The sequence below is a fragment of the Roseateles agri genome (assembly GCF_034043675.1).
Lineage (GTDB): Bacteria > Pseudomonadota > Gammaproteobacteria > Burkholderiales > Burkholderiaceae_C > KK5.
On record NZ_JAXCLA010000011.1, the window covers coordinates 1 to 13,907 of the forward strand.

Consider the following 13,907-nt stretch of genomic DNA (forward strand, 5'->3'; position numbering starts at 1 on the left):
TCTTTCGAACACCTCAAAAAGCCGTTCGATCAAACTAGAAACGCCGGTTAGCCATACCACTGCCAACCAAATCCCTACTCCCTTCACCGCACCCGCCGAGGCGGTTTGTGTGTAGCGAAGCCCTCTATTGTAGCACAGGTTTTTTGGGACGAGCAAGTCCTCAGCAGAAATTACTGCAACTTGCTCTCGGTGCGGTACGCAGCAAAGGCGAATTCGGCGCTGCGTTGGGGATCATCGCTGTCGAGCACATCCGCCAGATAGCTGGACAGGCGGCCCGCATCGGCCCGCAGGATGCGCTGTTTGACGGAGGGGATCTGCGAGGGGTGCATCGAGAAGCTCCGCAGCCCCATCGCCAGCAACAGAAAAGTAAAGGCCGAATCGCCGGCCATTTCGCCGCAGACGCTGACCGACTTGCCCGCCGCCCGCGCGTGAGCGATCGAGCTTGCCAGCAGCTGCAGCACGGCCGGGTGCCACGGATCGTAGAGATGGGCGACAGACTCATCTGCGCGGTCGATCGCCAGCGTGTACTGGATCAGGTCGTTCGTGCCGATCGACACGAAGTCCACGTGACGCAGGAGTAGCGGCAGCATCACCGCGGCAGCCGGGATCTCGATCATGACGCCGAGGTCCACCTTCGTGAACGCATGGCCCGCGTCGGTCAGCTGCTGTTGCACCTTCTTGATCGTCTCGAGGATCTGCCGGATCTCGCTCAGGTGCGCCACCATCGGGATCAGCAGGCGCACTTTGCCGAAGGCGCTGGCGCGGTAGATGGCACGCAGCTGTTGCCGGAACATGCTGGGCTCGGCCAAGCTCCAGCGGATCGCGCGCAGCCCCATCGCCGGATTGAGCACGTGCTCGTGGCGCAGTTCGTGCGCGCTCATGCGGTCGAGCGGCTTGTCGGCACCGACGTCGACGGTACGGATCGTCACCGGCATGCCGCGCATCGCCTCGACCGCGGCCTTATAGGCGACGAACTGCTCCTCTTCGCTCGGCAGTTCGCCATCGCGATTCATGAACAGGAACTCGCTGCGGAACAGCCCGACACCGGTGGCGCCGGCTTCCACGGCCGCCGGCGCGTCGGCCGGCATCTCGATGTTGGCGTGCAGTTCGATGTGCTCGCCGTCCAGCGTCAGCGCCGGCTTGTGACGCAGCCGCGCCAGCTTGGCGCGCTCCAGCTCACTCTGACGCTGGCGGAAGCGGTACTCCTCGAGCACGATCGGTGAGGGATCGACGATCACGGCCCCCGCATCGCCATCGATGATCACCCAGTCATCCTGTCGGATCAGCCGCGAAGCTTCACGCGTGCCGACCACCGCAGGAATATCCATGCTGCGCGCGACGATCGCCGTATGCGAGGTCTTGCCGCCGATGTCCGTGATGAAGCCGTGGAAGATGCTGCGCTTGAACTGCATCATGTCCGCTGGCGCGATGTCGGCCGCCACCAGCAGCAAGGGATCCTCCCCGGCGAAATCACGCTGCACGACGCTGGCGGCATCGACCGGGTTGCGCCCCTGCTCGCGGGCCAAGGCGCCGAGGATGCGTTCAACCACCTGCTCCAGATCGGCCTTGCGCTCGCGCAGATAGTCGTCCTCCATCTCGTCGAACTGTCGGGCCAGCACTTCGAGTTGGGCAGACAAGGCCCATTCCGCGTTGTAGTGCCGCTCGATGATCCACTGCTTCGTCGCGCCCGTGAGCGCGTCGTCATGCAGCAGCATCAGATGGACGTCGAGCAGGGCCGCCAGTTCGTGCGGCGCATCGCTGGGCAGATCGGCCTTCAGCGTTTCCAGCTCCCGCACGACCTCGTCGCGAGCACTCACCGCGCGGGCGATCTCCGCCTCGATCCGGTCCTCGGCGATGAAGTAATGGGCGACGTCAACGCGGCTGGAATTGACGAGCACGGCACGGCCGATGGCCACGCCCCGTGATACCGGAATGCCGAAGACCTGGAAGCTCATGCGCCGACTTTAGCAGCGCGTTCCCGGGCCTTGCGCCCGGGCGGTTTCTTCTTTACTGGCCTTCGCCAAACTTGTCATTCACCAGCGCCGTGATCGCATCCTGCGCGGCTTGCTCATCGGCGCCATCGGTCTCCAGTTCCACCTGCGAGCCGATGCCCGCCGCCAGCATCATCACGCCCATGATGCTCTTCGCATTCACGCGCCGGTTGTTCCGGCTCATGAACACGTCGCACTTGAACGCGCCGGCCAATTTGGTCAGTTTCGCGGATGCACGGGCATGGAGGCCCAGCTTGTTGCTGATGGTGAGCGTGGACTTGATCATGAATGGATGAAGACGACTTACTCGGGTTTCGGGGAAGGAGCGGGAATATCAGCCACGACGACGCCAGCCCGCCCACCTTCGGCGGCCAGACCCACCAGCGCATCCAGCGGCTGGTCGCCGTAGCACAGCGAGCGCCACAGCATTGGCGCATTCAATCCGCTGACGAGGCGCCGCTGCCCTTGCGGATCCAGCAGCAGGCGCGCGCCGTTGTTCGGCGTGGCGCCGAACACGTCGGTCAGGATCAGCCACTCGGCGTGGGCGGACTGCGCCATCAGCGCACGGCCTTCGCGCTCGACATCCTCCGGCGACATCGCGGGCGTCACATCGAGCACGGCCAGTTGGGGCGAACAGTTCGGGAACGTGTGCTCAGCCACCGCCTTCATGGTGGAGGCAAGTGGTGCGTGGGCAATCAACAGCAATCCGGGCATGGCCGCATTATCACGGGCGCCCGGATTCGATGAATTTCAGCGAGCCGAAGAAGCTGTTCCAGGCTGCATCGTTGCCCGCGGCCCGCTGCCCCAGCATCACAGCCTGGTAAACACGCAGGCCATGGCTGAATACGGCCACTCGCGCCTGCTCCTTGGCGCCCGTCAACTGCTGGGTCAGAGCTTGCGAATTCGGCGTCATGCCCGGCACCTGCACCGCCTGTGTCGGCACTGCGATCGACGCGCCCAGCTTCTCAGCCAGCGATCGGCGCATCTGCCCCAGGGCGGGTTCCACCTGGGCCGGCTCCTGCAACTCTGCCCAGGACAGCGCAAAGCTCAGGTCCGCGGCCTTGCACTGGACCAGGCCCATCTGCGGCCGCTTCGCCTGTTCCGGCTTGCACGGAAACATGGCCTGGATTTCCGCGCCTTCGGGGCGCACCTCGCGCCAGTCGAGACTGGGCGAACAGGCGCCGAGGCCCAGAACGGAAACCAGCAGAACGCAGCATCGCTTCATCGTCATGGCGGCATTATCGAAGTCGAAGAGCCCGTCCGCGGGGGCTGCTCCACAATCGCCGCCATGCCGAACGACGATCAACTGCCGCCCTCCACCCCCCTGCCGCCGATGTCTCTCGCCGGCGTCCGCGTGCTCGATCTCTCCCGCGTGCTGGCCGGCCCCTGGTGCACCCAGACGCTGGCCGACCTGGGCGCCGACGTCGTCAAGGTCGAGCGCCCCGGCAACGGCGACGACACGCGCAGTTGGGGGCCGCCCTATCTGAAGGACGACCAGGGTGCCGACACGGCAGAAGCCGCCTACTACCTTGGCGCCAATCGCAACAAGCGCTCGATCGCAATCGACATCGCGAATCCCGCGGGCCAGGACCTGATCCGCCGCTTCGCTCGCGGCGCCGACGTGTTGGTCGAGAACTTCAAGGTCGGCGACCTGGCGCGCTACGGGCTCGACGCCGCGACCTTGATGGCCGAGAACCCCGGTCTCGTCGTCTGCTCCATCACCGGCTTCGGCCAGACCGGGCCCTACCGCGAACGCGCGGGCTACGACTACGCCGTGCAGGGCCTCGGCGGCCTGATGAGCGTCACCGGCGAGCGCGACGACCTGCCCGGCGGCGGCCCGCAGAAGGTCGGCGTCGCCGTGGCGGACCTGTTCACCGGCCTCTATTCGGCGGTCGCCATCCTCGCTGCCCTACGGCATCGCGACGCCACCGGCCAGGGCCAGCGCATCGACATGGCCCTGCTGGACACCCAGATCGCGATGCTCGCTAACTTAGGCGCCAACTACCTCTGCACCGGCCGCGCGCCCGGCCGCATGGGCAATGCGCACCAGAACATCGTGCCCTACCAGACCTTCGAGGCCAGCGACGGGTATCTGATCCTGGCGGTCGGCAACGACGGCCAGTTCGCGAAGTTCTGCGAAATCGCCGGCCGCCCCGATTGGGCGCAGGACCCGCGCTTCGCCCGCAACGCCGACCGCGTCCGCCACCGTGACTTGCTGGTGCCGCAGATCGCCGCCGTGCTGAAGACGCGCCCGCGCCAGGACTGGCTCGGCCAATTCGAGGCGGCGCACGTCCCCTGCGGTGCGATCAACGACCTGGCCGAGGCCTTCGCGGACCCGCAGGTTCAGTCGCGCGACATGACAGTGGCGATGCCTCATCCACTGACCGAGCAGTTGCGCCTAGTCGCCAGCCCGCTGAAGCTGTCCGTGACGCCCGTGGCCTACCGGCGAGCCCCGCCGCTGCTGGGCGAGCACACCCGAGAACTGCTGGCGGAGATCGGCTGCGACGCGCAGCAGATCGACACGCTGCTGCACGAGGGCGTCGTCGGCTGACACCGCCACGCCACGGGCATCGGCCCGGGTGGCGTGAAGAATCACACGCGCCGCCGCTCATCGAGCCGCGCGACGATGATTCCACCCGATCGCGGGATGGACGCTACACGGGCGAGCCGGAACCATGGCTTGCAACCGCGAAATCGCGCCGCAATCAATCCCCAATCCCGCACTTCTTGCAGCTCCTCCTCCCGCAATGTCCACCCCGTCCCCTGCTCCCAGCGCTGCCGCGGCGGCGAACGATGCCGCGCAGGGCTCCGGCCAACTGCAATGGGCGGACATCGTCCAGCAGCTCGGTGCGGAGATCGCCGGGCCGCTGAGCACCGCGCTGGAGCGCATCCACAGCCTGATCAACACCGGCCAGATCGACCGTCAGAGCCTTCGCGCGCTGCGTGAATCCGTCAGCCAGGCGCGCGAGGCCGGCATGGTCGGCCAGCAGCTGGCACGGCTCGCCTCCGGCCGGCTGCGGCTCTCACGTGAACGCTTGCACCTGACGCAACTGCTGCGCGGCGTGCTGGCGCACCGCAGCCGCGAGACGCAAGCCCGTGGCGTCCAGGTGCGCCAGATGCTGAAGCCCGTCGAAGTGATCGCCGACGGCGCGCTGATGTTCTCGCTGCTGAATGCGCTGATGGACTGGGCGCTGGCTGGCACCCATTCGTCGATCGACCTGCGGCTGGACCTGACGCCCTGGCCGGTCAAGGCGCGGCTGGTCTGCCGTTTCGCCAACCGGGCGCTGGACATGGCGGACGATCCGTACGCCGCCGATGCGTCGCAATCCGCCGGGCTGAACTCGCTGGCCTGGCGCCTGGTCGAGCAGACCGCGCTGACGATGGGCGTGCAGCCCGTCCGCGAAGACGAGCACGGCATCACCGTGCTGATCCTGGAGTTCGCCCACCCGGTCAGCGACGAGCCGGGCTTCTCCGATGCGCAACCCGATCTCGATGCGCTCGCGGGCGCGCCGAATACCCTTCCGCTCGAGACGCACCAGCACTCGGGCAATTCGAAGCCTTTGGCCGGCAGCCACCTGCTGATCGTGACCGGCAGCCGCGAGTTGCAGCAGCAGATCCTGGCTGCCGTGGCGCACATGGGGCTGATCATCGACCTCGTCACTTCGGCCGAGGAAGCCGCCACGTTCTGCCAGGATGGCCTGCCGCACGGCATCCTGTTCGACACCGCCCAGCGCGGCCCCGCGCTCGACACGCTGCGCGCCGGGGTGCTGCGCGAGGTGCCGAACTTCAGCTTCGTCGAGGTGCTGGACGGGGATCAGGCCATGCTGCCCTCCAGCGCCAGCGCCGACGGACTTGGGCGAATAGCGCGCAGAGATCTGGCGGAATTGTTGCCCTCGATGCTGCTGTTCGAGATGGCCCGAGGGATTTGAAGCCCGCGAGCAGGATGTGCGCTGCCGGACTAAACTTCCGGCTCATGAAACCGACGCGCCGCCTCCTCGTCCCCATCGCCATCGCCGCCCTGCTCGCCGGCGCGGCCGCCCTAGCCTACGACACGCTGGGCAAGCGCGAGATGGCGCCGCCGGTGAACTACGTGCTGCTGGACGGAGCGAAGGCCGCTTCTTCCCAATGGAAGGGCAAGGTGATGCTGGTGAACTTCTGGGCCACCAGCTGCGAGACCTGCATGCACGAGATGCCGCAGATCATCGCCACCCATGAGAAGTTCAAGGACCGCGGCTTCGACACGCTGGGCGTGGCGATGAGCTACGACCCGCCGGCCTTCGTTGCCAGCTACGCCCAGAGCCGCAAGCTACCCTTCGGCGTAGCGATCGACAACACCGGCGAGATCGCTCGCCAGTTCGGCCGCGTGCAGCTGACGCCGACGACGGTGCTGATCAACAAGCGCGGCGAGATCGTCAAGCGCTACGTCGGCGAGCCCGACTTCGCGGCCCTGCACGGCCTGGTCGAGAAGCTGCTCGCCGAAGGCTGATCGATCAAGCGACTGCTGGCACGCCCGCTGCGTGGGCCTGCTGGTCCGCGTGATAGCTGGAACGAACCATCGCACCGACGGCCGCGTGCGTGAAGCCCATCTTGTAGGCCTCGGCCTCGAACATCTTGAAGGTGTCCGGGTGCACGTAGCGACGCACCGGCAAATGGTGGCCTGACGGCGCCAGGTACTGGCCGATCGTCAGCATGTCGATGCCGTGCTCGCGCATGTCGCGCATCACCTGCAGGATTTCCTCGTCCGTCTCGCCGAGACCGACCATGATGCCGCTCTTCGTCGGCACGCCGGGCACGGCTTCCTTGAAGCGCTTCAGCAGGTTCAGGCTGAACTGGTAGTCGGAGCCCGGGCGGGCTTCCTTGTACAGGCGCGGCGCGGTCTCGAGGTTGTGGTTCATCACATCGGGCGGCGCGGCCTTCAGGATGTCCAGCGCGCGGTCCATGCGGCCGCGGAAGTCCGGCACCAGCACCTCGATCTGCGTCTGCGGGCTCAGCTCGCGGACCTTGCTGATGCATTCGGCGAAGTGGCCGGCGCCGCCGTCGCGCAGGTCGTCGCGATCGACGCTGGTGATGACCACGTACTTCAGCTTCAGCGCGGCGATCGTCTTGGCCAGGTTCAGCGGCTCGTCCACGTCCAGCGGATCCGGTCGGCCGTGGCCGACGTCGCAGAACGGGCAGCGGCGCGTGCACTTGTCGCCCATGATCATGAAGGTCGCCGTGCCCTTGCCGAAGCATTCGCCGATGTTCGGACAGGACGCTTCCTCGCAGACCGTGTGCAGCTTGTGCTCGCGCAGGATCTGCTTGATCTCGTAGAAGCGGGTGGAGGGCGAACCCGCCTTCACGCGGATCCAGTCCGGCTTCTTCAGCGTCTCGGCCGGCACGATCTTGATCGGGATGCGCGCCGTCTTGGCCTGCGATTTCTGCTTGGCGGTCGCGTCGTAGTCGGCCGCGTTCTTTGCTTCGTGCGTGATGTTCTCGGTTGCCATGCAGGCCTCGTTATCAGGCGCTCGTCAGGTGCGCCGCAAGACGCTCCCCGAGGCGCTGGGCCGCTGTGGGCCAGTCCGTAGAAACCCCGAGTGTAGCGAGGTCGACCGTTTCAAGCCCGGCGTAGCCGCAAGGGTTGATGCCGTGAAAGGGCGCCAGGTCCATGGCCACGTTCAGCGCCAGGCCATGGTAGGTGCAATGCCGGCTGACCTTGATGCCCAGCGCCGCCACCTTCCCGAGCCCGCGGAACGGATCGAGCGGATCGGCGGGGCCGGTCAGCGCCGCATGCGAGCCGGGCTCCTGCGGCCGCACGTAGATGCCCGGCGCGCCGGCAACGCGGTGGCCGGTGACGCCATAGCCGTCCAGCGTCTGGATCACGGCCGTTTCCAGGCGGTAGACGTATTCGCGCACGAAGCAGCCCAGGCGCTGCAGGTTCACCAGCGGATAGGCGACGACCTGGCCCGGCCCGTGATAGGTCACCTGGCCGCCGCGGTTCGTCTGTACGACGGGAATGCCGCCAGCGTCCAGCACGTGATCCGCCTTGCCGGCGATGCCTTGCGTGTAGGTGGGCGGATGCTCGCAGAGCCAGAGCTCGTCCGGCGCGTCGGCGCTGCGTTCGGCTGTGAAGGCCTGCATCGCCTGAACGGTGGCCGCGTAGTCCACACGACCCAGAGTTTTCACGATCATGCGCGAAATGTTAGCGTCCGCCTCATGCGATTGCCTTCACTGCTCCTGATCGCCCTGCTCGCCGCAGGCCCGGCCTATTCATCGCCCGACGCGCTCGCCGCCGCCCTGGCGAGCTACGAGGACGGCAACTACGCCGCCGCGGCCAAGGGCTTCCGCGCGCTGGCTGGCAAGCACGTGCCCGTCGGCGAATACAACCTCGCGATGATGCACATCCGCGGCGAGCTGCCGAAGCCGGACTTGCGCGAGGCCCAGCGCCTGCTGAAGCGTGCCGCGGCAAAGGGTTTCGTCAGCGCGGAGTGGGCGCTGGGGCAGTTCTATGAACAGGGCCTGGACGGCAAGCGCGACCTGGCGACCTCGTTCAGCTGGTACCTGCGCGCCGCCGAGCATGGCGACGTGACGGCGCAGGAGGCCGTCGCCACCAACTACTTCATGGGACGCGGTGTCGAGCACGACATGGCGAAGGCCGCGCACTGGTACCGGGAGGCCGCCAAGGGTGGTGACGTCGGTTCGCAGTACATCCTCGCATCGATGTACGAGACCGGCGAAGGCGTCACGCAGGACCTGCGCCTGGCCCGCTACTGGTACGACATCGCGGCGAAGAACGGCGACGATGCCGCGCCCTACAAGGTTCGGGAGCTGGACCAGCTCATCGGAACAAGCTCTTAGCTTAGAGAACGACCTTCACCATCGGGTGGGTCGTCAGCGTGCGGTACAGCTCGTCGAGCTGCTCGCGGCTGGTGGCGGTGACGGTGATCGTCAGGCCCAGGTACTTGCCGCCCTTGCTGGGGCGCTGCTCGATGGTCGAGGCGTCGAAGCCCGGATCGAACATCTGCGCCACGATCGTGATCGCTTCAACGAAGCCATCCGCCTGCTCGCCCATCACCTTGATCGGGAACTTGGATGGGTACTCGATCAGCGATTCTTCGGGCGGGATGTTTTTGTTGATATTCATGTCAGTTGGATCTTCTTGGCGCGCTGATAGGCCTCGTGCAGCCGCGCGTAGACCGGGCCGGGCTTGCCGTGCAGCGCGCCGTGACCCACGGGCTGCTTGTCCAGCGTCGTCACCGGCAGGAGCTCGCGGCCGGCGGAGCTGAGCATGATCTCGTCAGCAGCGAACAGCTCGGCTTCCGAGATCGGCCGCAAGTTGTAGCCGATGCCCACTTCCTCGCACAGCTCGCGCAGCAGCTCGACGCGGATGCCTTCCAGCACCTGCTCGCTCTTCGGCGGCCCGAGTAGCGCGCCTTCCTTGGCGATCCAGACGTTCGAGGACGAAGCCTCGGTGACGAAGCCGTCGCGCAGCATGATCGTCTCGGCGGCGCCCTGGTCGGCGGAGATCTGGCGCGCCAGCACATTGCCCAGCAGCGAGATGCTCTTGATGTCGCCGCGCTCCCAGCGGAAATCGCGCGCGGTGATGCAGGCGACGCCGTGGTGCCGCATCTCGGCCGGTACGCCGGCGAAAGGCGCCGCGTAGGCGAACAAGGTCGGCTCGATGTCCTGCGGCATCACGTGCGCACGCATCGCCACGCCGCGGGTCACCTGCAGGTAGACCAGTTGGTCCTCGGCCTGCACCTGCGCGATCAGGCGCCGTGCGATCTCCAGCCACTGCGCGCGCAGCAGCGGGCACGGGATGCGCAGCTTGGCGAGGCTGCGCTCCAGCCGGTCCATGTGCTCGTCGAAGCGGAACAGCCGGCCGCCGTAGACCGGCAGCACCTCGTAGCAGCCATCGCCGAAGATGAAGCCGCGGTCCATCGCCGACACCTTGGCCTCGGCCAGCGGCTGGTACGCGCCGTTCAGGTACGAGGGCAGATCGGGCAGGACGGCTGCGTTCATCGTCGTCATCGTGCGCGGCTCCTGTGAAGCGTTGTCGATTAGATCACTTGATCCAGAGGCGCAGGGCATCCCACGCGCGGCCGAACAGGCCGGCAAGTTCCACCGGTTCCTGCACCACCAGGGGCACCTCGGCAACCGGCGCGCCCGATGCGGTCGTGACCTTCAGCGTACCGACGCGTTGGCCCTTGGTCAGCGGAGCGACCAGCGGATCGGTGTGCTCCATCTGGGTTTGCAACTTGCCGCCCTCGCCGCGCGGCACCGCCACGTAGACCGGGCCGGCGGGGCCGAGCTTGGCCGTCTTCTCCGCGCCCTTCCAGACGGGCACCGTGCTGACCGCCTTGTCGCCCTCGAACAGGCGTACAGCGTCGAAGGCGGTGTAGCCCCAGTTCAGCAGCTTCTGGCTCTCGCTGGCGCGCGCTTCCTTCGAGGCCGTGCCCATCACCACGCTCAGCAGGCGACGCTTGCCGTTCGGGAAATCGCGCTGGGCGCTGGCGACGAGGCAATAGCCGGCGGCCTCGGTGTAGCCGGTCTTCATGCCGTCGACGCTGGGATCGCGGGTCAGCAGGACGTTGCGGTTGCCTTGCTTGATCTTGTTGAAGGTGAAGTCCTTCTGCGAGTAGTACGGGTAGTACTGCGGGAAGTCCTGGATGATGTGGGTGGCGATGACCGCGACGTCGCGTGCACTGCTCTTGTGGCTGGCGTCGGTGATGCCGGTCACATTGGTGAAATGCGTGTTCTTCAGGCCCCAGGCCTGAGACTGGCGGTTCATCATCTCGACAAACTGCTCGACCGATCCGCCCACCCCCTCGGCCAGCGCCACCGCCGCGTCGCCGCCAGACTGCACGATCAGTCCGCGCAGCAACTGGTCAACCGTCGGGGTCATCGTCATGTCGATGAACATCACCGACTCACCCGACCTGCCGCCCCTCGATTCCTCCCATGCGCGCCGGGAAACGGGCAGCGTCTGCTCCAGGGTCAGGCGCTTCTGCTTCAGCGCGTCGAAGACCACGTAGGCCGTCATCAGCTTGGTCAGCGAGGCGGGATCCTGCGGCGCATCGGCGTCGCGCTCGGCCAGCACCTTGTTGGCGGTGACGTCGAGCAGGATGTAGTTGCGGGCGGCCAGCTCGGGCGGCTGCGGAGCTTGCGCGGAAACGTTCAGGGCGGCCGTGGCAACCACGACCAGGGCGATCAATTGCTTCTTCATTCGGGAGGGGACTGCGGGAAAAAGGGTTAAGCGGGAGTCCAGTTGCGGACGACCAGGTTCTTGAGCAGCGGCAGCTGCCCGTGGAAGAAATGTCCGACGCCAGGCACGACGACGACCGGCAACGACTGCGGCCGCGCCCAGTCCAGCACCGCCTGCAGCGGCACGACGTCGTCGACCTCGCCGTGGATCACCAGCGTGTCCGGCGGCACCGGCGCGGTATCGAAGCGGCTCGCCGCGGGGCCGACCAGCACCATGCGCTCGGCTTTGGCATCGCCGGGAATGCGCAGCGCCGCCTGCGACGCGATGTAGCCGCCGAAAGAGAAGCCGGCCAGCACCAGCGCTTCACCCGGCTCGCGCACCGCCTGCAGCACGGCCAGCGCATCGTCGATCTCGCCGCGGCCTTCGTCCCAGCCGCCCTCGGACTTGCCGATGCCGCGGAAGTTGAAGCGCGCGGTCCGGTAGCCGAGTTGCAGGAAGGCGCGGGCCAGGGTCTGGACGACCTTGTTGTCCATCGTGCCGCCCTGGGTCGGGTTCGGGTGACAGATCAGCGCCAGGCCGCGCGGCGGCGTGCCCTCGGCTGGCTTGTCGAGGGCGCACTCGATCATCCCGGCAGGACCGGCGATCAAGCGCTTTTCGGTTTGTGCGTTCATTTATTTGCCGATGTTCGCGGGCAGGACGAGGCGCTCGACGACCTCGCCGTTCTTCAGGTGGCTCTCGACGATCTCGTCGATGTCGCTGTTGTCGACGAAGCTGTACCAGACCGCATCGGGGTACACCACCGCCACCGGCCCGCCGGCGCAGCGGTCCAGGCAGCCAGCCTTGTTGACGCGCACGCCGCCCGGCCCGGCCAGGCCCAGCTTCTTCACGCGGCTCTTGCAATGGTCGAAGCCAGCCTGCGCGCCATGCTGGGCACAGCTGTTCTCTCCGTTGTCGCGCTGGTTCAGGCAGAAGAAGATGTGGCGCTGGAAATAACTCATGGCTTCATTGTAGGCATGTGGGTAAACCCGAATTTCAGCTTCACAGCTCGCGCCGGCCGACGTAGCCGAGCAGCCAGGCCAGCGCCGCGAAGGGCCAGACCCAGCCGATCCATTGCGCCAGGCCGTACATGCTGACGAAGCGCCCCTGCTCCCAGGCCTGCAGGCTCTGAGTCATATAAGGGTCGGCCGGTGCCTCGCTGACCAGGGCAATCAGAGCGCTCAGGGAAACAAGTCCCAGCGCCGCGCACAGGCGGCGCGGCAACGCACAGAACAGCGCAGCGAGCGTGCCACCGACCGCGAGACCCGGCCAGGTCGCATCGGTCAGCCAGGCCCAGCCGTGCAGCGGACCGAAGTTCAGCACCGTCGACAGCCCCGAGGTCAGCACGCCCAGCAGACCCGCGCCGAGCACCAGCCAGAGCCGCCGCCAGCCCGGCCGCGCCACCGAGAGCGCCAGCAGCGACGGTGCCAGCAGGCCCAGCGCGGTGGCGATGGCCTCCAGGCCCGGTGGCAGCGCGCGGGCCAGGTCCTGCACGGCGTCGTCGTCCCACTGCAGCGCCCAGGGCGTGTCCTGCAGCGCATCGATCGCGAGGCTGCGCAGGTGCGGCAGCCACTGCCCCAGGCCCAAGGGCACCGGCGGCGGGAACAGCAGGCCCAACGGCCACAGCGCCAGCAACGCCAGCGCGCCGGCGCAGTGCGGCTGGAACCAGTACTCGCGCAGGTCCTGCCAGCGCTGCAGGCCGCCGAAGGCGTTCAGCAGCAGCCCCAGCAGCACGCCCAGCACCGCGCCAGCGCTGTTCAGCACAAAGTCTCCCAGCGAGGGGACGCGCCCCGGCAGGAAGTACTGCAGCGTTTCCATCGCGAAGGACAGCAGCGGCCACGGCACCAGTCCCCAGAACAGCGCGCGCCGCATGCCCAGGCCGCTGCGCAGCGCCGCCGCGAAGGCCAGCAGCCCCAGCGGCATGTAGCCGGCCAGGTTGGCCTGCACATCGAAGACCTGGAAGCGCTTGGGCCAGGGCACGCCGACCAGGCCCCAGACGTCCATGCCGGGCGGCCAGGTCCAGGGCCAGAACGGATAGAGGCTGGCGTAGACCGCCAGCGCCAGATAGGCCAGCAACAACCAGGTCGCCGAGCTCCTGCGTCTGGCGGTGTTGCTCATCCGGGCATCAGAAGGGCTTGACGACAACCAGCACCACGACCGCCGCGAATATCAGCACCGCCGCCTCGTTGTAGAAGCGGAACCAGCGCTCGCTGCGCTTGTTGGCCGCCTGCTCGAACTTGCGCAGCAGCGCGCGGCAGCCGTGGTGATAGCCGATGGCGACGATCACCAGCGCCAGCTTGGCATGCATCCAGCCATTGCCGGGCCCGCGCCCGATGCCGAAGTAGAGCCACAGCACCAGGCCGAGCAGCACGGCAACGACCATCAGCAGCGTGCTGAAACGGTACAGCCGGTGAGCCATCAGCAGCAGGCGCTCCCGCTCGGCATGGCTGTCCGCCGGCACCGAGGCCAGGTTGACGAAGATGCGGGGCAGGTAGAACAGGCCGGCGAACCAGCTCGCCACGAAGATGATGTGAAAGGCTTTGATCCAGAGCATTGCCCGATTATGGGCTGCACCGGAAGAAGGGCTGTTTCCGCTTGAACGAAGCGTTAGCACCATAAAAAAGCCCCGGCCATCGGCCGGGGCGGGAAAGCCTTATCGCTGTCATCACGCTAAGGCTCCTGCTCAGGGAGGAAAAGCA

General features: G+C 67.0%; 17 protein-coding genes. 4 read left to right on the forward strand and 13 right to left on the reverse strand.

Features of this window, described 5'->3' with window-relative positions:
* Nucleotides 1-170 precede the first annotated feature (170 nt).
* Genes ptsP through SNE35_RS28800 form a run of 4 tightly spaced genes read right to left on the reverse strand, consistent with a single transcriptional unit; the run spans nucleotide 171 to nucleotide 3,222 of the window.
* Nucleotides 171-1,955, reverse strand: a complete 1,785-nt coding sequence (gene ptsP, locus SNE35_RS28785) for a phosphoenolpyruvate--protein phosphotransferase (RefSeq protein ID WP_320426504.1) — start codon at nucleotides 1,953-1,955, stop codon at nucleotides 171-173.
* A gap of 52 nt (nucleotides 1,956-2,007) precedes the next feature.
* Entirely contained in the window at nucleotides 2,008-2,277 is a 270-nt protein-coding gene (locus tag SNE35_RS28790) for an HPr family phosphocarrier protein (protein WP_320426505.1), read from the reverse strand.
* A gap of 17 nt (nucleotides 2,278-2,294) precedes the next feature.
* Complete coding sequence (locus SNE35_RS28795) at nucleotides 2,295-2,660, reverse strand: PTS sugar transporter subunit IIA (protein WP_320426506.1); 366 nt, start codon at nucleotides 2,658-2,660, stop codon at nucleotides 2,295-2,297.
* A gap of 55 nt (nucleotides 2,661-2,715) precedes the next feature.
* The gene (locus SNE35_RS28800) at nucleotides 2,716-3,222 is read right to left on the reverse strand and encodes a hypothetical protein (RefSeq protein ID WP_320426507.1); all 507 of its coding nucleotides are present in this window, start codon (nucleotides 3,220-3,222) and stop codon (nucleotides 2,716-2,718) included.
* Between the two features lie 57 nt (nucleotides 3,223-3,279).
* Here SNE35_RS28800 and SNE35_RS28805 point away from each other — a divergent pair, with 57 nt between their 5' ends.
* From SNE35_RS28805 to SNE35_RS28815, 3 genes are all read left to right on the forward strand, one after another.
* Nucleotides 3,280-4,542, forward strand: coding sequence for a CaiB/BaiF CoA transferase family protein (locus SNE35_RS28805; protein ID WP_320426508.1), 1,263 nt, complete (start codon nucleotides 3,280-3,282; stop codon nucleotides 4,540-4,542).
* Between the two features lie 196 nt (nucleotides 4,543-4,738).
* Nucleotides 4,739-5,920 carry a sensor histidine kinase family protein gene (locus SNE35_RS28810; RefSeq protein WP_320426509.1) on the forward strand — a complete coding sequence of 394 codons (1,182 nt, stop codon included), beginning with the start codon at nucleotides 4,739-4,741 and terminating at the stop codon, nucleotides 5,918-5,920.
* 44 nt (nucleotides 5,921-5,964) lie between these two features.
* Nucleotides 5,965-6,477 (forward strand): TlpA disulfide reductase family protein, encoded by a 513-nt coding sequence (locus tag SNE35_RS28815; protein WP_431312803.1) that lies wholly within the window; start codon nucleotides 5,965-5,967, stop codon nucleotides 6,475-6,477.
* Nucleotides 6,478-6,481: 4 nt separating this feature from the next.
* Here SNE35_RS28815 and lipA read toward each other — a convergent pair whose 3' ends face one another.
* Together lipA and lipB are read right to left on the reverse strand one after the other, a co-directional pair.
* Nucleotides 6,482-7,474 carry a lipoyl synthase gene (lipA, locus tag SNE35_RS28820; RefSeq protein WP_320426510.1) on the reverse strand — a complete coding sequence of 331 codons (993 nt, stop codon included), beginning with the start codon at nucleotides 7,472-7,474 and terminating at the stop codon, nucleotides 6,482-6,484.
* Between the two features lie 13 nt (nucleotides 7,475-7,487).
* Nucleotides 7,488-8,159 carry a lipoyl(octanoyl) transferase LipB gene (lipB, locus tag SNE35_RS28825; RefSeq protein WP_320426511.1) on the reverse strand — a complete coding sequence of 224 codons (672 nt, stop codon included), beginning with the start codon at nucleotides 8,157-8,159 and terminating at the stop codon, nucleotides 7,488-7,490.
* A gap of 24 nt (nucleotides 8,160-8,183) precedes the next feature.
* Here lipB and SNE35_RS28830 point away from each other — a divergent pair, with 24 nt between their 5' ends.
* Nucleotides 8,184-8,825 carry a tetratricopeptide repeat protein gene (locus SNE35_RS28830; protein WP_320426512.1) on the forward strand — a complete coding sequence of 214 codons (642 nt, stop codon included), beginning with the start codon at nucleotides 8,184-8,186 and terminating at the stop codon, nucleotides 8,823-8,825.
* 1 nt (nucleotide 8,826) lies between these two features.
* On the opposite strand, the gene SNE35_RS28835 is transcribed toward SNE35_RS28830, so the two are convergent.
* From SNE35_RS28835 to SNE35_RS28865, 7 genes are read right to left on the reverse strand one after another with little or no spacing between them, the layout of a single operon-like run.
* Nucleotides 8,827-9,111 carry a DUF493 family protein gene (locus SNE35_RS28835; protein ID WP_320426513.1) on the reverse strand — a complete coding sequence of 95 codons (285 nt, stop codon included), beginning with the start codon at nucleotides 9,109-9,111 and terminating at the stop codon, nucleotides 8,827-8,829.
* Nucleotides 9,108-9,998 (reverse strand): D-amino acid aminotransferase, encoded by an 891-nt coding sequence (locus SNE35_RS28840; protein WP_320426514.1) that lies wholly within the window; start codon nucleotides 9,996-9,998, stop codon nucleotides 9,108-9,110. Before SNE35_RS28840 ends, SNE35_RS28835 begins: the two co-directional genes overlap by 4 nt.
* Before the next feature lie 34 nt (nucleotides 9,999-10,032).
* Nucleotides 10,033-11,193 (reverse strand): D-alanyl-D-alanine carboxypeptidase family protein, encoded by a 1,161-nt coding sequence (locus SNE35_RS28845; RefSeq protein ID WP_320426515.1) that lies wholly within the window; start codon nucleotides 11,191-11,193, stop codon nucleotides 10,033-10,035.
* Nucleotides 11,194-11,219: 26 nt separating this feature from the next.
* Nucleotides 11,220-11,843 (reverse strand): alpha/beta hydrolase, encoded by a 624-nt coding sequence (locus SNE35_RS28850; protein WP_320426516.1) that lies wholly within the window; start codon nucleotides 11,841-11,843, stop codon nucleotides 11,220-11,222.
* Complete coding sequence (locus SNE35_RS28855; RefSeq protein ID WP_320426517.1) at nucleotides 11,844-12,170, reverse strand: (2Fe-2S) ferredoxin domain-containing protein; 327 nt, start codon at nucleotides 12,168-12,170, stop codon at nucleotides 11,844-11,846.
* 40 nt (nucleotides 12,171-12,210) lie between these two features.
* Nucleotides 12,211-13,326, reverse strand: a complete 1,116-nt coding sequence (locus SNE35_RS28860; protein WP_320426518.1) for a VanZ family protein — start codon at nucleotides 13,324-13,326, stop codon at nucleotides 12,211-12,213.
* A gap of 7 nt (nucleotides 13,327-13,333) precedes the next feature.
* A complete protein-coding gene (locus tag SNE35_RS28865) occupies nucleotides 13,334-13,762 on the reverse strand; it encodes a CopD family protein (RefSeq protein WP_320426519.1) in 429 nt (142 codons plus the stop codon).
* Nucleotides 13,763-13,907 lie beyond the last annotated feature (145 nt).